Raw genomic sequence first — 19,953 nt, forward strand, 5'->3', positions numbered from 1 at the left:
GCTGTTGGGTCATCGTGTGGGTCCTTCGCGTTGTAGGAGACATGAAGTTCACACGGTGGCCCGCCCTATCGGGCGGACCCTGCTCCTACACCACGTGGTGGGACTCACCCCTTGCCTGCACCCCTTGGACCTAGTAAGAGCCTGAAGCGGTGTTGAGCGGCATCCCTGCCTGAGAGGGTGTGGAGGTTCCGATCAGCTTCCTGTGGATACCGAAGGCGTCCATCGGTCAGGTCCCACCCATCCCTGCTGGCAGTGTGTGCGGCGTGCAACTTGCCGGACCCTCCGTCCGGCATCTGGCAGCGTAGACCACCCAAACGTGCGGTGCGCGCACAGCCATCGAGTTCAGAAACATTGCCGCGACCCGTCCCAGTAGATGGAGCAGTCCATCTCCTCGTCGCGGAGGACCCGCATGCCGCACAGTGGTGAGGCGGACTCCCGACAGAAGTAGTCGCCTTGAGGATCCGTGCACACGACATCGCCGTCCGTGGGATGCGGGCTGCAGGTTCCATAGGCCCATGTCTCGATCTCTGGACCGCAGTCCACGTCTGCGTTGCCGTAGTTGAAGCACCCGTCTCCCTGGAAGACGATGGCCTCCGGGTCGCCGCATGCGGCCTGGTAGTAATCGCTGGTGGGGTCGAGAGTGCAGAAGATCTCGCCAGATCCTCCGGAGGCGCAGTAGAGGTCGACACCGGTGCCGTGGCACCGCCCTTCGATCCGGGTCGTTGACGCCGGGGCGGGTGTTGGTTGCTGGGCGTCGGTGGGGGCGACGGTGTCGATGTCGAAGTCCTCGGGCTCGAGGAGCCACTCCGTGCACAGGTGCATCACGGATGCCGCCAGCAGGCTCTGGGCGTCACTCCGTTCGAACCCGATCGCTTCGATCACCTCCCAGGCGTCGACGAACGCGTCCAGGATTTCGCGGGCGTCGTCGGGGCTGGCGATCACCGACACCACGAAGGTGCCTTCGGCTAGGTCCAGCTCTATGTCGTGCGTGTTCCCGCTGGCAACGAACTCCGCAACGGTCTCTCCGCCAACCGACACCTCGACGGTGCTGCTCGCCTCAGCGGTGATGGACAGGCTCACCCGTGACCCGGTGACCTGGTCCCGCACGACGGGCTTGGGCGGAGGGGTCGTGTCCCGCGGGGGCGGGGGCGGGGGTGGCGGAGGAGGTGGGGGCGGGGGTGGCGGGGCGGCCGAGGAATTCGACCCGCTGCTGGACGACCCACTACCCCCGTGGCAGTGACGCTCGCCGGTGGTGTATCCGTGGCTTGCACAGTTGGTCCGGCACACATGACACCCCGAGGAGTCGGTACCACCCGAGTGCGCCTCCGCCGGTTGGGTGAGAGGCGTGACCGCCGACGCCAGCAGCAGTGCGAGCCCGAACAACAAGCTGTACACGACCCTTCGGCGGTGATCCCGTGTCGTGATGGCGATCGTCTCGGTGCTCATGCCCCGTGCACCATCTGCAGGTCCTGCTCGAACTCCTGCGACCGGACCCGCAGCGCCCCCACGTAGACGGCGACTTCTCGGGCACCGTTCAGGTCACCAGATGCGACAGGCGTCGCCGCACACCGTCGAGGACCGCTGCGAAGACACAAAGGACCGAGGGGTCTGGTGTCTCGACCGTCACGCTGCGCACACCGGGGTCGAGCTCGGCCTGCCGGGTGAGCGTGCTGATCAACGAGCGCTCGCGCTCGTCCGTCGCGGTAACCAACGGGGCGTACCGCCGCCACGTCTTTACCCTCAGCCCCCATTCCACGACGCCGCCGGTGGGTCGCGTGCGCATGTGGTTCAGCGCGTCGCGGTGACGCCGGACACTCACCCGCTCGCCGGTGTCGAGCGTGGCGAACGCTTCCGGCTGCTCGAACTCCTCGAGCTGTGATCGGGTGGTGGGGACGAACGCACCGGATCGTGGGTCGTTGACATCGTGCACAGGGCTTCCTCCAGGAACTCGCGTGCGCGCGGATCCTCCGCACACCCGGTCGTCGTGACTGCGTCGCGCGGGTCGCACAGATTGCAGAACGACCGAGCCAGCATGGCGTTACGGCGAGGTCAGGTCTGACGGTAGATCACCCCTCGACAACGAGAACCAGCGTCTAGGGTCCGGATGCTCCGGGCAATCGGACCCGACGACGTTCCCGGGATACCTCGAGAACCTGTGCGAGGCCCACGATCTCAAGAGCGACTACTACGCACACACCGGCGCGGCCGTCGGCGAGGAGTCCGTACACACGCTGTGGCGGAGGTCCAACCCCGACGCCGGCTTCCACTGCGACTTCGTGCTGGTCCCCCGCTCCTGGATCGTCCACGACGTCGTCGTGGGCAGCTACGAGGAAGGGGGCCACCCGGCGCTACCGGTGAAGAGCGACCACGCGCCCCTCATCGCCCGCGTCTCCCCCGGCGGCTGACACGAGGATAGCATTGCCGCGGAACGGACCTTCGTCACATGTGACGCATTGCATGGGCAACGATGACAACAGCCGAGTCGGAACCACCGGTCGGCACGCAGTCATCGACGTCAGAAGGAACGACCCATGAACCGCCCTGTGATCCTCGCGATCCTCATCCTTGCCATCCTCGCCGCCGGCGCGACCGTCGCCTCGTCCCAGAACCAGGTCTGGCGGATCACCGATGCCACATCGACCGTCGAGGACAAGCAGATCGTCCTCCGCACGACCATCGAGAACCCACGCTCCTTCGGTGAGCTGAGCTGGTACGAGGACAGCGACGACAATGTCAACAGGCTCTACGTCTCCGCCGGCAACCTCGGTTCGTCCACGAGCGTCCGGCAGAACGGTGAGTCGATCGACTGCCCCGGCATCACCACGACGTTCGACAGCAGCAGCGGGCAGGAGGAATGGACCACCACCATCCCTGCGGGATGCATCCAGGAAGGCACCTACTCGATGTTCGTCAACCGCAGCAACATCGAGGGCGGCGACACTTCCAACACCTTCGGCCCGGTCGAGCTGACCTCCCCCGGCGGCGACATCCCCGCCCCGGAGTTCGAGCCCGCCGCCATCGAGCGACTCGCTGGGGCATCCCGCTACGAGACCGCCGTTGAGGTCAGCCGCTTCGCCTTCCCCAACCGCGCGTCCCGGGTCATCCTCTCCAACGCCAACGTCCAGGTTGACGCACTCCCCGGCTCACAGCTGAGCGGCGGTCCCATCCTCTACGTCCCGGCCGACGGACCGGTGCCGCAGATCGTCCTCGACGAGGTCGCCCGGCTTAACCCCACAGAGGTCATCGTGCTCGGTGGCGCCTTCGCGGTCAGCGACGACGTGGCCGCCCAAGTCCAGGCGCAGACGTCCCACCGCACCAACTGACCCCCCGAGGAGACGGGCAGAAACAGTCGCGGTCGGCCCATGACGACGGGCGGCAATCCGCCCGGCCAGTACTCGTCAGCCAGACCGGATCGGCACCGATCTCGACGGCACCACCAGCCTCGGGAACGGCAGCGGCATCTACGTGTTCGGCACGGGTGTGCGGATCGGCGGAACGGCCCCCGGGGCGGGCAACACCATCTCCGGAAACGACGGCCACGGGGTTGTGCTCCAAGGGGGCGGCGCCGTTTTGCAGGGCAACCTGACCGGCACCACCGCTGACGGGGCCTCAGCGCTCGGCAACCGTGGCGGCATCAACTCCGGCGAAGGCATCTACGTCCTGGGCTCCGCGTCCGGTGCCCTCATCGGCGGCACCGACCCCGCCGCCGGCAACACGATCGCCGACAACGGCAACCACGGCATCTTCGTGCAGGGCCCGGACGCCCTCGTCCAGAACAACCGGATCGACACCAACGCCGCTGGCACCGCCGCACTGGGCAACACCAACGACGGCATCGCCTCGTGGTCCTCGGCCACCGGTCTGCGCGTCGGCACCCCCGGAGCGGGGAACCTGCTGTCCGGCAACGGCCGCTTCGGGGTGTACGCCCTCACCGAGGGCATGACCGTCGAGGGCAACCTGATCGGCACCGACGCCGCAGGCACGGGCACGGTGCCCAACGACGACGGTGGCGTGGTCGTCCAACAGGTCGACGTTCGAGTTGGCGGCGCCGACGCCGGGGCCGGGAACACCATCGCCGGCAATGACGATTTCGGCCTGCTCGTGGTCGCGGGCGCGAGTGCCGCCGTCAGCCGCAACACCATCCACGACAACGGGGCGCTCGGCATCGACCTGGGTAAGTCCTTTCTGGCAGATGGGGTGACCCCCAACGACACCGGTGACGGCGATGTCGGTCCCAGCGGGTTCCAGAACTTCCCGGTGCTCAACACCCCGACCGCCGGCCGGGCCCTGCGCGGGTCGCTGGACAGCACGCCCGACACCGACTTCGTCATCGAGGTGTTCGCCTCCGACGAATGCGACCCCTCCGGCTACGGCGAGGGGGAGCGGTTCCTCGGCGCGGTGGACGCACGGACCGACGCGACCGGAACGACAACCTTCTTCGTGGGTGTGCCGCTGGCCGTTGGCGAGGTGGTCACCGCGACCGCGACCGGTCCGGAGGGGACCTCGGAGTTCTCCCCCTGCCGGGAGGTTCGGGCGCCCTCGCCCACACCCACCATCGACCCTGCCGACGTGTCCGCGGCCAGCAGCGCCGACGACCCCATCCAGGCGGCCATCGACCTGTCGAACCTGCGGTTCACCGAACCAACCGCATTCGCCCAGGACACCAGGACGGTCCCGTTCGCGGTTCTCGCCCGCGCTGACGTCTTCGCTGACGCGCTCGGCGGATCGGTCCTCACCGGCGACGCGCCGCTGCTGTACACGGCGGGCGACACCCTCGACCCCCGCACCGCCACCGAGCTCGACCGCATCCTCGACGACGGCACCGTCTACCTGCTCGGCGGCACCGCCGCCCTGTCCGACGACGTCGAACGAGCCATCACCGACGCCGGCCACACCCCAGTCCGACTCGCCGGCCCCAGCCGGGTCGAGACCGCCCTCGCCGTCGCCGACCTCGCCCTGACCCTCACCCCCGATCCCGACGGGGTGATGCTCGCCCGCGCCGACGGCCCGGCCGACAACCCAACCGCAGCCTGGGCCGATGCCATCACCGCCGGCGGACTCGCCGCCGACATCGGCCAGCCGATCCTCCTCACCCCCACCGACACCCTCCACCCGGCCGTCGCCGACTGGCTCGACGGACAGGACCTGCCCGTCACCGCGCTCGGTGGCCCGGCCGCCATCTCCGACGACGTGGTCGACCGGATCAGCGCGACCCGCGCCAACGGCACCACCCGGTACGGCACCGCCGTGACGGTGGCCGACCTCTGGCCCGCCACCTCCGGCGGCTACGTCATCGCCAACGGCACCGCCGACGACGCCTGGGCGTTCACCCTCGCCGCCGCCGGCGCCGCTGCCGACCTCGACCAGCCGACCCTTCTGGTCGACTCCGACCGGCTGCCCGACGAGACCGACGACCGCCTCTGCGCCACCGGCACACGCGCGGACACCACCCTCATCGGCTCCGACCGGCTCATCGACCAGGCCGTCCGCGACGCCCTCACCCAACCCTGCTGAGGCGCGGCACGACCCGGCGATCCCGACGCTCCCCGTGCCCTCGCGCACGGGGAGCGCCGCCATCGTGGGACGACGGCGCTGTGCCGGCGGCTACTCGGGGGGAGCCATCCCGGCAGTCTCGCCGCCGTCGGCCACGAACTCCGCGCCCGTGGAGAAGCTGGACTCGTCGCTGGCGAGGAACACGATCATGTTCGACACCTCCTCGGGCTGGCCGACCCGCTTCATCGCCACGTGGGTCTGCGGCGTCTCCATGCCGTCGGTCATCGGCGTGGCGATCACACCCGGGTGCACGGTGTTGACGCGGACGTCGTGGACGCCGAGGTCCAGGGCGGCGGACTTGGACAGGCCGACGAGGCCGTGCTTGGCCGCGCTGTAGCCGGGAAGGCTCGCGAAGCCCATCAGCCCGGCGGTGGAAGAGATGTTGATGATCGAGCTGGGCGCGCCGGCCTTGAGCGCCTCGACGCTGGCGGTCATGCCGTTGAACACGCCGGTCAGGTTGATGGCGATGAGGGTGTCCCACTGCTCGCCGGTGTACTCCCCGATGGGCGCGAAGTTGGCGATGCCGGCGTTGTTGACCAGGACGTTGAGCCCGCCGAACCGCTCGACGGCCGTGGACACGGCCTCGGCCCACTGTGCCCGGTCGGTCACGTCGAGGTGGACGTAGACCGCAGCATCGCCGAGCTCGTCGGCGAGGGCGTTGCCCTCCTCGTCGAGGATGTCGGCGATGACGACCCGGGCCCCCTCGGCGACCATCGCCCGGGCGTGGCTGGCGCCCATCCCCCTCGCCCCTCCGCTGATCAGGGCGACCTTGCCCTCGAGTCGGGTTCCGGTGGTCGTGCTCATCTCGTTGTCTCCTCCGTCGGCGGATGTCGTGTCAGGGCCCAACCACTACCCCGTCGGTGGGGATTCCCACGCTCGGCCGGTGCGCTTCGTTCGAATCCGAGCGCTGGCGGCTATCGGGGCTCGGAGACCTCGACGCCGTCCGGCGGGTCCGTCAGCAGCTCGACCCGGCCGGAGCCCGACCCGATCATCAGCTGCAGCGCCGCCGAGGTGATCGCCTCGGTTAGCCGGTGGGTCTCGGCAGGGTCGAGGGTTCCCGACAGGCCGATCCGGCTCGCGAGCGGGGTGAGGAGCGGGAGCACGGTGACGTCACGATGCAGCGTGCCGGGGATCGCCAGGCCGACCGCCTGCTCGGTGTCCGCGTGCACCTCGACCAGCAGGGCGTCGTTGTCGTCGCCCATCCACGGGTCGCTGCGCAACGACACCAGCGGCACGTCAAGCCCGGCCGACCGGACCGCCGGGGGCAGCGGCTCGACCCAGGGGTCGTGGCCGATCACGCCGTCGCACGCCGGGACGCCGAGCTCGGCGCAGGCCCAGATGGCCGCCCCTCCGCCGGTCGAGTGGCCCTGGATGACCAGCCGGTCGAGGTCGGCCGCGGCGACCACCTCGACGGGCGCACCCTCCCCCGCCGGTCCGCCGCCGTCGACCAGGTCGGCGACAAGCGCGAGGACGTCGTCGCGGAACAGCCGCTCGAGCTCGGTCGAGGCGCGGTCGTACTCCTCGTCCGACACCCCGTCGGGCAGCAGGTCGGGGTCGATGCCGATGACCTCCCCACCGTCGATGGGCTGGCTGACCAGCGCGCCGTAGGCGTGGTCCATCGCGATGACGAGGTGGCCGTCGGCGGCCAGCGCCTCCAGCAGCTGGGCCTGCGCGGCACGGAACCCTCCCCAACCGTGGACCGACACCACGACCGGCAACGGCTCGGTGGGCAAGGGCGCGTCGACGATCGCGGCGGTCCTGGCCATCCCGAGGTGTCGCAGGAGGAGGGACGGCAGGCCGAGGAAGTCACCGGCGATGGCCGCGAACTCGGCCGGCTGCGTCGTGACGGGGTTGCGTGGCCCCTCGGTCGCGTCGGTCGGATACCAGACCTGCACCGGCAGGGCCCGAGGCACGCCGGCCGGGCCCGACGGGTGGGTTCGGTCGCCGTCGAGGAGGGTGTAGCTGGTCGTGCCGACACCCGCCGGTTCGGTGAGGGACAGGACCGGCAGGGCGGTCCCCGCCACCAGGCTCACGAGCGCGAGCGAGGCCGCCAGCAGCCCGACCAGCTTCTGTCCCCGACGGGATGGGACGTCCCGCCCGCCCGCGCGGACCACGCCGATGACCAGCAGGACCGCCGCCGCCACGTACGCAGGAACCATCTGCCACCGGGCGGCAGCCACGGCCTGCAGCGCGACGATGGCCGTCGCCATGACGGCTGCGGGAAGCGCCAACCGGGGCCGCCACCACGCCGTTGCCGCAGCGAGGAGGACGGCCACCACCGTGGTGAGGTCGAGGAAGGTCATGGCGCCGGACAGGTGTCGGCGGACCTCAACGTCGGCGCACGCTTGTCCACCGGCTCAGCCCTCCCGCAAGCAGTGCGAGCGTCAGCACCGCGAACAGCGGCAGGTCAGTGGCCGGGTTGCCACCGAGGTCCAGGCCCACGACGTGGGAGACGAGGTGGGCCGCCGAACCGACGCCCACGCCGGTGAGCGCGACCACCAGCGCATCGGTGTGCACCGCGGCCAGCAGCAGCACCGCGCCCAAGCCGATCTGGAACGCCCCGATGTCCTGGAGGAAGTGCGGGTTGTAGGGCTCGAAGGTTGCCACGGCGTCGAAGAACGCTCGTGGGGCGGCCAGCGCACCGAGACCGGTCAGCAGGAAGAACACGCCCGCGATGGTGGCCACCACTCGCGGCCAGCCGGGCGTGGGCGACGCCGATCGCGCCGAGGGGCTGGCCGTCGGGTCGTCGGTCATCGTGGGTGCCCCTGGTCGTCGGTCACTCGGGCTCGCAGCCTACGTGGGTCAGTCGTCGTCGACGAAGGAGGGCGTGTCGTGACGAGGGCGCGGTCCCCATCGAACGCCGTCATCCGTCGGACGGGATCACAGCGGTGCCGCGGATCATGATGCGCGCGTTGAAGGACCGCCACCCCTCGTCGATCGTGGTCAGCTGCAGGTCGTCGAAGCCGGCCTGCTCGAGGGTCGCGCCGGTGTCGCGCATGACATCGCAGCCGTTGGCCACCCACTTCTGCACCGGCCGGGTCACCCGCTGGAGCGCTCGGATCCCCGGGGTGGTCGCCACCACGTGCTCGAGGAAGAAGTAGGTCCCGCCGGGCTTGACCACCCGTTGGATCTCCGACAGCACGCTCGCCGGGTCGGCCACCCCGCACAGCACCAACGTCCCGACCGCGTGGTCGGCCTCGTCGTCGGCCAGGTCCATCCGCTCCCCCGCCACGGTCCGGATCTCCAGGTCCACCCCGTGCTCGTCGGCCTTCTCCCGCAGCCGGGCGTGCATGACCGGGTTCGGCTCGACCGCGATGACCTTCACCCCCGGCGCGTAGTACCGCATGTTCGCGCCGGTCCCCGCCCCGACGTCGACGACCGTGCCGGTCATCGCCCCGATCACGTCCTGCTTGGCCTGGCCGTGCACACGCCGGACCCCCGGGTCGATCAGGTCGAGCGTGCGCGCCTCGAACTTCGAACGCAGGCGGCCGAACGTGGGCAGGTCATCAGGCATGCCCCCATACAAGCAGCCGTGACGAGTCGAGCTCCCCGGGAAGTCCACGACTGGCTGACGGGCCCAGCCACGGGCAGCCCGCCAGCACGTCAGCGGCGAAGCAGGCCGAGGGTGTACTCGATGGCGGCGGCCGTGGCCGGGTCGGCGGCGGACCGGTGGGCGTCGAGGGCGCTCAGGTGGTCGGCGGTGATCGACGTCGTCATGCCGGCGAGGGAGTACGCGGCCCTCGCGCGGACAGCGGGGGCCGGGTCGTCGAGCGCGGCGACCAGCGCATCGGCCACCACCGGGGCGTCGTAGGGGTCGAGGAACCCCGCGGCCGTCTCGCGAAGCGCGGGCTGGTCGCCGTGGGCAAGGATGTCGACCAGGCGGCGTTGGGCGTCCGGGCCGCCCACCTGCGCGATCAGCTCGATGGCCCTCGTCCTGGTCCACTCCAACGGGGCCGACTGCACCGCGCGGCCGAGTCCGGCCAGGAAGTCCGGGGACAGCCGGGAGGCGATGGCCTCGGTTGCCTCCCACGTCGTGTCCTCGTCGTCGGACGCGAGGGAGTCCAGCAGCTCGACGTCCGCCGCCGTCAGCGGTCCGGCGAGGGGGGCACCATCGACCCGCCGGGCCCGGCCGTCGTCCTCGGCAACGAGGGCCCCGGACGCCCAGGCCGTGCCGAGCTCCGCAACCATGTCCGCCAGGGAGCCGAACGCCGTCGCCGGATCGGGGTCCTCGGCGTCCACCCGCAGCACCGGTGGGTCCGGCAGCCGGCAGTCCACCACCCAGCACGTTTCCTCCTGGTGAGAGGCGATCACCGGCAGCCACCCCTCGTCCCATCCGATGGGCTGTGCCATCCCGATGTCGCGCGCGACCGACTCGGCGGTGTCCCATCGTGCCCGGGCAACCGTCAGGGCCCGGTCCAGCGGCAACGGTCGACCTCCGACGAGCAGCTCGTGGTCCGATGCCGTCCCGTCGTGCCAGGCGAACCATTCCACGACGGGTTCGGGCAGGGGGTGGCCGTGCAGCCGTGCCGCCGTCAGCTCGTCCCGGCCACGGCCGGGACGCCACGAGTCCACCAGGGGGGAACGTCCCTGCATGGCCGCGGTGAGGTGCTGGGTGTCCATGTCGTGCCGTTTCCTTCCTGATCTACTGCCCGCAGACCCAGGACGGGCCGGGCAGGCTGACGGGCTGGACGCCGAATCCGGACCGTGCACGGTTCGGATGGTTTCGCTTGACGTCGCAGACCCGGAAGAAGGCGGTGAGCAAGCCGGCCTGACGACGTTGTTCCCACTCCGGGACCAGCCGCAGCGACGAGGCCCGGCTGGCCTCCCGCGTGGCATAGAACGGGTACTCGTCGCACCAGAAGCCTGCCGTCGCCGGGTCGTTGGACTGGCATCTGGCGTCGCCGCGGTACCAGCCGCGGGGGATCGCGTTGTCGCCACGGGTCAGGAACGACCACGACCGGTTCCCGGTGATGGCGTCCCTGATGTGATCCGTGGTCCGGGGCGTGTCGCGGCCGGGGAAGAGCATGTGGGCCTTGGTGACGTCGCACTTGCCGGCCGGTCCGTCGACGTCGGCGAAGGCGCTGAGGACGGCGGATCCGACACAGGCGACGACCGCGGCCTCGACCGCAAGTCCGACCACGGTGGTCAGGCTCGGCAGGCTGATGGCCGCCAGCGTCGGCATGGTCCACGTCGGAGCGATGGCGGCGGTCATGGCCATGTAGCCGTTGGGGTCGACGTGGTTCACGGGGTCACCGTTGCCGTAGGCGTACCGGTGCAGCGTCGCTGGCTCGGTCAACGAGGGTGGGAACGGGTCGACGGTGGTGAAGCGGCCGGACCACGGGTCGTAGTCACGGTTGCGCAGGTCGACCAGTCCGGACGCCTCGACGCGCTCGCCGGCGAACCGGTAGGGGTTGACTGTGGCCCCTGTCGTGCTGCGCGGCACACCGAAGGGGTCGTGGTCGTAGGTGTCGGTGACCGCACCCACGGAGTCCGTCACGTCGCGGACGCTGTCGAGGTGGTCGGCGTGGAACATCGACGGCACGCCGCCCCGTACCTGCGCGAGCACGTCGTCGTCGGCCAGGACCGTGCTGGCCATGACGGCGCCGCCGGGCTCCATCTCGGCCAGCACATGGCTGAGCCCGCCGCGGTCGTCCACCAGCAGGTCGGTGTGGACGCCGTCCACGTCGGTGGAGACCCGGTTGCCGAGTGCGTCGTACTCGTGGTCCACCACACGGCCGTCGACGCTGGCCGAGACGATCCGGTTGCGGCTGTCGTAGACGTAGAGGGCCGTCCGACCGCCGCCGCTCTCGCCCAGCATGTTGCCGGCGGCGTCCCACGAGTAGGTCCGTGCGCCCATCGTCAGCAGGCGGTCGTTGTCGTCGAAGGTGGCGGTCTCCACCGTCCCGCCGTGGTCGACGCCGATCCGGTTCCCGACGGCGTCCCACGTGTAGGCGGTCACCTGGGGGGATCCACCGATCGGGGTGACGGTCTCGCTGGCGAGTCGGCCGGCGGGGTCCAGGTGGTAGGACGACGTACCGAGGACCGAGTCGACGACCTCGGTCACGAGCCCGCGCGGGTCGTAGGTGTAGCTGCGGCTGCGAACCGGACCGGCGGGGCCATCGGTGACGACGGTCGTCGGACGTGCAAGCGGATCGAGGGAGGTGGTGGTCACGAGCCCGTTGGGATAGCGCACCTCGGTGATGGCACCGGTGACACTCCGGGTGAGGGCGAACCGTCCGGCGTTCGGGTCGACGACCTCGACCAGGCGTCCGGCCGCATCGTGCACCATGCTCGTCGTCCCGGCAGGGGTCGTGCGCGAGGTCAGGTTGCCGACCACGTCGTAGGCGTAGCCGATCGTGCCGGCAACCGGGTCGGTGCGCTGGACCAGCCGGTCCCGGGCGTCGTAGTCGAAGGTGATCGTGCCGCGGGCGTCGGTGGCGGTGGCCAGCAGACCAGTCGCGGTCCATGTGAACGACCGGGCGCCCGCTGGGCTGTCCTCGGCCAGCAGCTGACCCATCGCGTCGTGCGTGCGCGTGATCGTCACACCGTTGGGATCAGTCGTGGACTCGAGGTTGCCCGCGAGGTCGTAGGTCGCGGCGGTGTGCTGCCCGAGGGGCAGGGTGTGGCCGACTTGCCGGTCGAGGGCATCGTGGCTCCACGTCGTCGTACGGCCCAGCGCATCGACCTGGCGGATCAGGTTGCCCGCCTCGTCGTGGGTGTAGGTCGTCGTGGCGCCGAGCGGGTCGGTGACGGTCGCCAGGTTCCCGACGGCGTCGTGGGTCCAGCTGGTGGTGGAACCCGCTTGGTCGGTGTGGCTGGCCAGGCGCCCCGCGGTGTCGTAGGTGCGGGTCTCCACCGATCCATCGGGATGCTCGATGCGGATCGGGTTGCCCTCCCCATCGCGGTCCGTCCGGGTGGTGTGGCCAGCAGCATCGGTGACGGCCACGATGTGGTCGTCGCCGTCGCGGACCCATGTCGTCGTGCCACCGAGCGGATCGGTCGTCGAGACGAGGCGGTTGCGCGCGTCGTAGGTCATCGTCGTGGTGTTTCCGGCGGCATCTCGCACGGCGAGGAGGTTGCCGACGGCGTCGTACTCACGGGTCTCCACCGCCCCGTCGGGATACGTGGTCGACACGAGCCGGTCCAGCGCGTCGTAGGCGTGGGTCGTGGTCCGCCCGGCACGGTCGGTACTCGACACCACGTTGCCCTCGGGGTCGTGGACGAACGCCTCGGTCGAGCCGTCGGGGTGGGTGATGGTGACCAGGTTGCCGCGACGGTCGTAGGCATGGCTGGTGGTGTGACCGGCGGGATCGGTGACGGCCGTCTGCCGGCCGTGGCTGTCGTAGGTGTAGGTCGTCGTGCCACCGGCGGCGTCGGTGATCGCCACCGGACGGTTGGACGCGTCGTAGGTGATGGCGGTCTCGAGCGTGGCCGTGGTGCCGTCCGCGGACGTCCGCGTCTCGGTGGTCCGTGTCCTGTTGCCGTTGGCGTCGTAGGTGCTGGTCGTCACCGAACCGGACGGGTCGGTGGTCGTCGTGCCGCGGCCGGTCGCGTCGTAGCCGTCCTGCCACGCCGCGCCGTCCGGCCCCACGGTTCGCGTGGTGTTGCCCCTCGCGTCGTGGGTGAAGGTGGTGGCGGCTCCGCGGCGGTCGGTGGCCCGGGTCACGTTGCCGTTGGCGTCGTAGGCGAACGTTGCCGTGGTCCCGTCCGGGCCGGTGGTGGACAGCAACCGATCCCGGTTGTCGTAGGCGAACGTGGTCACGTCGCCGTTGGGGAGCGTGGCGCTGGTCACGTTGCCGCGGGCGTCGAAGGTCCGGGTGGTCGTGTTGCCGTTGGCGTCGGTGACGCTGGTCTCGTTGCCGTTCGCGTCATGGGTGAAGCTGGTCGTGCCACCCATGGCGTCCACGATGCTGGTGACGTTGCCGTCGACGTCGTATGCGGTGACGGTGACGTGGCCGTTGCGGTCGGTCGTGGCCACCTGCCGGCTGCCCGGCTGGAAGTCGAAGGTCCGTCGGTTGCCGTCGGCATCGACCACGGCGGTCAGCCGTCCATCCGCGCCGTACTCGTTGCGGGTCGTCGGTGTCCCGTCGCCGGCCACGATGGCGAGCAGGCCGTGTCGGCGGTTGTAGGCGAACCCGGTCGTGTCCCCCACGGGGGAGGTGTGGGCGATGAGGTCGCCTCGGTCGTCGTAGTCGTAGGCATGGACGTTGCCGGCGGGGTCGGTGATCTCCGTGATGCGTCCGTCGGCGTCACGGGTGAAGCGCAGCTGCGGCCCTGCGGAGTGGGTCACGCCGCTGTCGTCGAAGGTGAGGGTGTTGCCGTTGGGGTCGCGTCGGGACCGGACCCCGTCGGCGATGGACAGGACGTAGACCTCGCCGTTGGGGGCGGTGTACTCGAACGCGTCCGGGTCGTACACGTCCAGCGTGCCGTCGTAGTAGAGGGTGACGTCACCGGGTTGGCCATCGGGAATCCACAGGCGAGTGGCGCCGAGGGGCCGCAGGCGGCCGAGGGTGCCGGGCCTGGCGGTGTAGGCCGCCGTGGTCTGCTCGAGCTTGGAGATGGCCTGGGAGCCGGGGGTGGGCGTCAGGTCGAACTCCTCGACATCACCGCTGGGGGTGGTGACGGTGACGACGGCGGGCCGGTTGGGCGACAGGACATACCGGACGTTGAAGCCGCTGCCGACACGGTCGACGCGCCACTCCTCGCCCTGGAGGCGGTTCGACTGGACCGTCATGGACGAGACAGCCAGGTTCCAGCCGTACCCGAAGTCGCCGGGCCGTCGATCACGGGAGTCATAGACCCGGTCGACGGTGAGGTCCAGCCCGGCCACGTCGACCTCGAGATCGGTCATCTGGATGGTGAACAGGCCAACCTTCTGGTCGCCGGAGACCTGGACGCCGACGGCAGTGGTGACGGTGGTGCCGCCACGGTCGGTCACCTCCAGGCGCAGTTCGTACTGCCCGTTGCGGAGCAGGGTCGGGTCGAGTTGGCCGAGCGCGCCGTCGACGACGGGGGTGACGGACTCGGCGAGGACCGTGAAGTCCGCGGTGCCCACCGGGGCAAGGGCAAGCTCGTAGCGCAACAGGTTGGCGTCGTCGGCGGTCCCCACGACCTCGACGATGTCGCCGATGTCCTGCCCGTCGGTCGGAGCGGTGATGGCCGCCGTCGGGGCGATGTCGTCGTCGGGGACCGCGGCGGCAACGTCGACCTGGATGCTGCCGCTCGTGCCACCTGCGGAGGCGGTGATCGTGGCGGTTCCCGGGCCGGTGGCGGTGACGAGTCCACGGTCGTCCACTGTGGCGACCGCGGGGTCGGTGGATGTCCACTGGGCGCGGTCGGCGATGTCGGTGGCCGTGCCGTCTGCTCGGACGCCATCGGCGACCAGCTGCTGCTGCCCGCCGGGGAGCAGCGCGGTGGCGGCGGACTCCACGACCACATGGTCGAAGGCGTCGTCGCCGCTGCCGTCCGGGATGACGTCGATGGTGACGACGGCCTGGTCGCTGCCCGCGGAGTTGCTGGCGGTGTAGGTGAACCGGTCCGTACCGCTGAAGCCGGCGGGCGGGGTGTAGCGAAGGCTGCCGTCGCTGCCTAGCTGCAGCGTTCCGGTGGGCTGGTCGACCGCGGTCGCCACGAGGGCGTCACCGGTGCCGGCGTCGTCGTTGCCGAGGACGCCGGGAGCGTCCACGACGAGCTCGACGTCCACCGGGGTGGTGTGGCGGTCGTCCACAGCGGTCGGCGGGGTGACGTCGGCGGGGCTGACCACGACCGTCACGGTGGCGGGAGCGGACTCGGCGTCCCCGTCGGAGGCGGTGTAGGTGAACGAGTCGGTCCCCGTGAAGCCGACGGTCGGGGTGTAGGTCAGGTCCGGGGCGGTCCCATCGAGGTTGCCGTTGGACGGCGGGTCGAGGACCGCGAACGCCAAGGGGCTGCCCTCGACGTCGCGGCCGGTCAGCGTCACCGACACGGCGGTGTCGGTCGTCGTCGTGACGCGCACGTCGTCGGCGGTGGGGATGTCGTTGACCGGAGTGACCGTGATGTCGAGCCGTGCGGTCGCCTGCAGGCCGGAGGGGTCCTCCACGGTGTAGCGGAGCGAGTCGGCGCCGGCGAAGTCGACGGCGGGGGTGTAGGTGACCCTCGCTCCGTCGTGGGTGGCGCTGCCGTTGACCGGCGGGTCGAGGAGGACGATCGTCAGCGGGTCCCCGTCGGGGTCGCGGTCGTTGGCCAGCACGTCGATGGTCGTTGCGGTGTCCTCGTCGGTCGTCGCCTGGTCATCGGTGGCGATCGGTGCGTCTGGGGTGGGGACGACCGTGATGGTGACCGTGGCCGGGGCAGAGCGGTCCTCGCCGTCATCGGTGGCGAACCGCAGCTCGTCGGTGCCCGCGTAGTCCGGGTCGGGGGTGTAGGTCCGTGTGTTCCCACTCCCGGTCAGCGACCCGTGGGCCGGGTGGGAGAGGATGTGCCAGGCCAGCGGATCGCCGTCGGGATCACTGCCCGACAGGACGACCTGGACGGGGGTGTCCTCGTCGGTGGTCACGCTGCCGTCGGCGGCGACTGGGGGTGCATTGACCCGGTTGACCGTCACCTCGACGGCACCGATCGTGCACCGCGGGTCGGGGCTGCCCGCGGTGGTGCCGTCGTCGCAGACCGTCGCGGTAAAGGTGGCCAGTCCTTCGTAGCCGGTGTCCGGGGTGTAGGTGATCAGCCCCGTGTCGCTGTCCAGGCGCGCGGTGCCGTGGGAGTCGGGGCCGACGCTGACCGCGGTGAGGGCGAGGGCCTGGGTGGACTCGTTGTCCGGGCCGGGCAGGTCGTTGCCAAGGAGGTCGGCCACCGCGAGGTCGACGGGCACGTCCTCGTCGGTGATGGCCGCGTCCGGACCGACGAGCGGCGGGTCGTTGACCTCGGTGACCGTGACCGTGACCCAGTCGTGGTCGATTCCACCGGCCCCGTCGTCGATCCGGTAGGCGAAGGTCGCAATGCCGTTGCCGTCGGGGACGGGGGTGTAGTGCGCGGTTCCGGCGTCGGTGTCGATCGTCGTGTCACCGCCGTCGTCTGGCTGCGTGATGCCGGTGGCCGTCACGCTGTCGCCGTCGATGTCGATGACGTCGTTGAGCAGGTCGATGGTGGCGGACGTGTCCTCCGCGATCGTGGCCAGGTGGGGCGCGGCAGTGGGCCGGTCGTTGGCCGGGGCCACGACCACGGTGACGGTGGCGGGGGGCGACACGGCCTCGCCGTCGGTGGCGAGGAGGGTGAAGGTGTCGGTGCCGTGGAAGTCGGCGTCCGGCGAGTAGACGACGCCGGTGCCCTCGAGGTGTGCCGTCCCGTGGGTCGGCGTGACGTCCACGGCGAGGGTGGTCAGGTCCCCGTCGGCGTCGTTGGCCTGCGAGGACACGACGATCGGGACGTCCTCGTCCGTGACGGCGTCGGTGCTGCCCAGCGTGGGCGGGGTGTTGGCAACGCCGTCACGGGCTGGTGCGACGTGCAGCTGCACCGTGGCCGCCGGTGAGTCGTGGGCACCGTCGGAAGCCGTGTAGCGGAAGGTGACGAGGCCGACGTGGTCCGTGGGTGGGGTGTACTCGAACGCACCGTCGGGCTGGAGAACGAGGGTGCCTACCGTGACGTCCTCGACGAGCGCGGCTGCCAGCGCATCGCCGTCAGGGTCGGTGTCGTTGCCCAGCACTCCGGGCGCCGGGACGGTGATGGTGCGGCCCTCGGTGAGGTGGAATCGGTCGTCGGTGGAGAACGGCGCATCCGGTGCGGGCGCGGTGCCTGCGGTCGCGTCGTACAGCGGGCCGTCGTCGACGGCAGCGCCCCGGGGCCCCCTGCTGTGCGGGACCGCCACGGTGGCGGTGACCTGGCATGCCCCACCCAGGTGGTCGGTGGCGGTCCAGGTGACGTGGTACACGCGGCCGTTCCCGCCGCCCTGCCGTTCTGCACGAAGGCTGGCGGTCCCCGTGCCGATACCCGAGCCATCGGGAGAGCCGGTGCCGTCGCCGTTCGCCTCGACCGGCTCGTCGGCGCGGATCTGGGTGACGACGACGTCGATGGGGTCACCATCGCCGTCGACGACCCCGTCGAGGGTGACGTCGACCACGCGGTGGTCGGGCGGCCACAGCTCACCGGTGGAAGGCGCGGCGGCGCTGCAGTCGGGGGGCTGGTTCAGGACCCTGACGGTCAGGCCGCCGGTTCCGGTGGCGCCGTCGGCATCAGTGACGTCGAGCCTCGCCTCGTAGGTTCCGGGGGTCGTGAAGGACAGCGTGTGACCCGCCGTCTGCCCGTGCTCGAGGTCGGCATCCACCGGGTCGCCGATGGGGTCGCCGGTATCCCGGTCGGCGATCGTCCAGCGGGTGGCATAGCGGTCGTCCAGCGACCCGGCAGGGTCTGCGAAGCGCCCGTTCAGGGCCACGAGCTCGTCACGGAAGACGGTGCGGTCACGGCCAGCTGACACCTGCGGGGCGACGTTGAGGACGTCCACGGTGGCGGTATCGGTGGCGCACTGACCCAGGACGTCGCAGACCCTGGCCGTGACCACGAGGGAGGTGGGACCATCGATGTCGACGGTCGACAGCCGCGGCGTGCGGCCCGGCGTCTCGAAGGTCCCATCACCGTCGAGGTCCCAGTCGTGGATGGCCGGCTGGGCGTCGGGGGCAACGGTGCCGGTGGCCAGGAGGGTCAGGGCCGCGCCCTCGTCGACGGTGTAGGGACCGCCGGCGTCGACGGTGGGGGCCGGGCAGAGGTCGTCGTTGGTCTCCTCGCGGATGTCGGCAAAGGCGGTGATGAGGTCCTGCGCGGCCTCGGCGTAGACGTAGCGCCCCCCGGTGGGCTCGGCGACCCCCCGCAGGAAGCCCGCGTTGTGTCCCCGACCGAGACCGACGGCGTAGATCACCACGCCTTCGTCGATCGCCCGCTGGGTCAGGCCGTTGGAGTACGAGCCCTGCCCGTCGGTCAGCAGGATGAGGTACTGGGGACGGTCGGGGTCCGGGGTTGCGGCAAGGGCGTTGAGCCCCGTCTGCACGCCGGCACCGATGTTCGTGCCACCGCTTGCGGCGCCGGCGGAGGTGAGCCGCTGCTTGACCAGGTCGCGGTCCGCGGTCAGGGCCTGCAGCAGGCTTGCGCTGCTGGAGAACCGGACGGCCGCCCCCTGATCACCGTCGATGAAGGCGTCCACGAAGTTCTGGGAGGCGGTGACACGGATCCGCTGCGGATCGTTGCTGCTCATCGAGCCCGACGTGTCGATGACGAACGCGAAGTCCGCGGCCCCACCGGTGGCGCCTCCGTCCTGGGGATCACAGAACGGCGCTGCTGAGGGCTGCGCCGACGCCGGCAGCCCAGTCAGCAACACGCCCAGCACGACAACGATCGCCGCAGCGCGACGCGAACGATTCCCACCCATCCCGCAATCCCCTTGACCCCGCCGCCTGCCGACCGTCGGTCAGACACTAGTCACGGTAGGTCATGCCCCCGGATGGTGGCAAGGACGGACAGGTTCCGATCAGCACGGTCCGCAACGACCGCACCCTGCCAGCAGATCTCGCCGTCGGTGTTGGAGGGAGAGCTGCGGTCGGCTCGACGTGTCGCTAGTTCAGGGTGATCGCCAGCTGTGAGGCCAGCAGGGCCCGGATGGCCGGGGCGCCGAGGTCGTCGACCTCGTGGCGGGTGTTGCCGGCGTCGATGGCGGCGACCAGCTCGTCGTAGGGGTTGACCCGGCCGGAGGCGCCCCAGTCGTAGCCCTCCCAGATCTCGAAGTGGATGTGGTCCACGCCGCAGTCGGCGTTGCCGGAGGAGCCGGTGTAGCCGATGTGCTCCCCGGCTTCGACACGGACGCCCTCGAGGGTGCCGCGCTGCCGGAGCTCCTCGACGAGCCGTGGGGCGAAGGCGTGCTCGACCCCGCCGAGGCCGTCACAGCCGTTGGGCCGGTGGGGGGTGTCGTCGTTGAGGTGGATGTAGAGGTACCCGCGGCCGTCGTCGCCGGCGATCGCCAGGTAGTAGTCCCGACAGACCTGGCCATCGACGCAGTCCTCGCCCCTGGCGCGGATGATCTCGCCGTCGACGGTGGCGTAGGCGGGGGCCATCTGCGGGGCGAGGATGTCGGTGCCCTGGTGGCTGCGGCCGCCGGACCGCGGCGCGCCCCAGGTGTTGTCCATCGCGTCGAGCGGCAGGCGGACCGGGAAGAAGATCCCCTCCTCGGCGTCGGGCTCGGCGTCGGCGTCGTCCTCGGGCTCGGTGGTCAGGCTGTCGGTCGGGGCGGTGGGGCCGAGGGGAAGGGCGGAGGCCGTCGATGGCAGCAGGGCCATCACGGCGATCAGCAGGAACGGGGACAGGCGTCGAAGGACGGGCATGGGGGAAAGCTCCTCACGTCGGTCGACGCGCCGCGGGGGGAAGGTCAGGGCAAGCGCAGGCGCG

At 70.8% G+C, this 19,953-nt stretch carries 12 protein-coding genes and 1 pseudogene; 3 read left to right on the forward strand and 10 right to left on the reverse strand.

All coding sequences use genetic code 11. The annotated features are described in order from the left end of the window. Positions 1 to 342 precede the first annotated feature (342 nt). The 3 genes and pseudogenes from CUC05_RS25155 to CUC05_RS16050 form a co-directional block, all read right to left on the reverse strand. On the reverse strand, positions 343 to 1,080 hold the full coding sequence (locus tag CUC05_RS25155) for a hypothetical protein (RefSeq protein ID WP_170128038.1): 738 nt from the start codon (positions 1,078 to 1,080) through the stop codon (positions 343 to 345). Positions 1,081 to 1,239: 159 nt separating this feature from the next. Further along, positions 1,240 to 1,446, reverse strand: a pseudogene (locus CUC05_RS26135) (hypothetical protein); the annotation flags it as partial. An 88-nt stretch (positions 1,447 to 1,534) separates the two neighbouring features. Then, positions 1,535 to 1,930: a hypothetical protein gene (locus CUC05_RS16050; protein WP_108667145.1), complete on the reverse strand. Its 396-nt coding sequence runs from the start codon at positions 1,928 to 1,930 to the stop codon at positions 1,535 to 1,537. Between the two features lie 346 nt (positions 1,931 to 2,276). Here CUC05_RS16050 and CUC05_RS25910 point away from each other — a divergent pair, with 346 nt between their 5' ends. The 3 genes from CUC05_RS25910 (at position 2,277) to CUC05_RS16060 (ending at position 5,514) form a co-directional block, all read left to right on the forward strand. Further along, a complete protein-coding gene (locus CUC05_RS25910) occupies positions 2,277 to 2,405 on the forward strand; it encodes a hypothetical protein (RefSeq protein WP_276308910.1) in 129 nt (42 codons plus the stop codon). A 126-nt stretch (positions 2,406 to 2,531) separates the two neighbouring features. Further along, positions 2,532 to 3,323, forward strand: coding sequence for a cell wall-binding repeat-containing protein (locus CUC05_RS16055; RefSeq protein WP_108667146.1), 792 nt, complete (start codon positions 2,532 to 2,534; stop codon positions 3,321 to 3,323). A gap of 247 nt (positions 3,324 to 3,570) precedes the next feature. After that, entirely contained in the window at positions 3,571 to 5,514 is a 1,944-nt protein-coding gene (locus CUC05_RS16060; protein ID WP_108667147.1) for a cell wall-binding repeat-containing protein, read from the forward strand. Between the two features lie 90 nt (positions 5,515 to 5,604). On the opposite strand, the gene CUC05_RS16065 is transcribed toward CUC05_RS16060, so the two are convergent. From CUC05_RS16065 to CUC05_RS16090, 7 genes are all read right to left on the reverse strand, one after another. Then, a complete protein-coding gene (locus tag CUC05_RS16065; protein WP_108667148.1) occupies positions 5,605 to 6,357 on the reverse strand; it encodes an SDR family oxidoreductase in 753 nt (250 codons plus the stop codon). Positions 6,358 to 6,467: 110 nt separating this feature from the next. Further along, positions 6,468 to 7,856, reverse strand: coding sequence for an alpha/beta hydrolase (locus CUC05_RS16070; protein WP_108667149.1), 1,389 nt, complete (start codon positions 7,854 to 7,856; stop codon positions 6,468 to 6,470). A 25-nt stretch (positions 7,857 to 7,881) separates the two neighbouring features. After that, complete coding sequence (locus tag CUC05_RS16075; protein ID WP_157965646.1) at positions 7,882 to 8,307, reverse strand: pyridoxamine 5'-phosphate oxidase; 426 nt, start codon at positions 8,305 to 8,307, stop codon at positions 7,882 to 7,884. A gap of 109 nt (positions 8,308 to 8,416) precedes the next feature. Next, on the reverse strand, positions 8,417 to 9,067 hold the full coding sequence (locus tag CUC05_RS24785) for a class I SAM-dependent methyltransferase (protein ID WP_157965647.1): 651 nt from the start codon (positions 9,065 to 9,067) through the stop codon (positions 8,417 to 8,419). A gap of 89 nt (positions 9,068 to 9,156) precedes the next feature. Continuing rightward, a complete protein-coding gene (locus CUC05_RS24790; protein ID WP_157965648.1) occupies positions 9,157 to 10,173 on the reverse strand; it encodes a HEAT repeat domain-containing protein in 1,017 nt (338 codons plus the stop codon). Between the two features lie 22 nt (positions 10,174 to 10,195). Continuing rightward, positions 10,196 to 18,943 (reverse strand): tandem-95 repeat protein, encoded by an 8,748-nt coding sequence (locus CUC05_RS16085; RefSeq protein WP_108667151.1) that lies wholly within the window; start codon positions 18,941 to 18,943, stop codon positions 10,196 to 10,198. Positions 18,944 to 19,127: 184 nt separating this feature from the next. After that, positions 19,128 to 19,889, reverse strand: a complete 762-nt coding sequence (locus tag CUC05_RS16090; RefSeq protein WP_108667152.1) for a M23 family metallopeptidase — start codon at positions 19,887 to 19,889, stop codon at positions 19,128 to 19,130. Between the last annotated feature and the right edge of the window lie 64 nt (positions 19,890 to 19,953).

The sequence above is a fragment of the Euzebya rosea genome (assembly GCF_003073135.1).
Classification (GTDB): domain Bacteria; phylum Actinomycetota; class Nitriliruptoria; order Euzebyales; family Euzebyaceae; genus Euzebya; species Euzebya rosea.

What these genes read in the sequence shown, in the direction of transcription:
- CUC05_RS16085 (WP_108667151.1), bottom strand. Translation starts at nt 18,943, where the DNA reads ATGGGTGGGAATCGTTCGCGTCGCGCTGCGGCGATCGTTGTCGTGCTG.
- CUC05_RS16055 (WP_108667146.1), top strand. Translation starts at nt 2,532, where the DNA reads ATGAACCGCCCTGTGATCCTCGCGATCCTCATCCTTGCCATCCTCGCC.
- CUC05_RS16070 (WP_108667149.1), bottom strand. Translation starts at nt 7,856, where the DNA reads ATGACCTTCCTCGACCTCACCACGGTGGTGGCCGTCCTCCTCGCTGCG.
- CUC05_RS16090 (WP_108667152.1), bottom strand. Translation starts at nt 19,889, where the DNA reads ATGCCCGTCCTTCGACGCCTGTCCCCGTTCCTGCTGATCGCCGTGATG.
- CUC05_RS16075 (WP_157965646.1), bottom strand. Translation starts at nt 8,307, where the DNA reads ATGACCGACGACCCGACGGCCAGCCCCTCGGCGCGATCGGCGTCGCCC.
- CUC05_RS24790 (WP_157965648.1), bottom strand. Translation starts at nt 10,173, where the DNA reads ATGGACACCCAGCACCTCACCGCGGCCATGCAGGGACGTTCCCCCCTG.
- CUC05_RS16065 (WP_108667148.1), bottom strand. Translation starts at nt 6,357, where the DNA reads ATGAGCACGACCACCGGAACCCGACTCGAGGGCAAGGTCGCCCTGATC.
- CUC05_RS24785 (WP_157965647.1), bottom strand. Translation starts at nt 9,067, where the DNA reads ATGCCTGATGACCTGCCCACGTTCGGCCGCCTGCGTTCGAAGTTCGAG.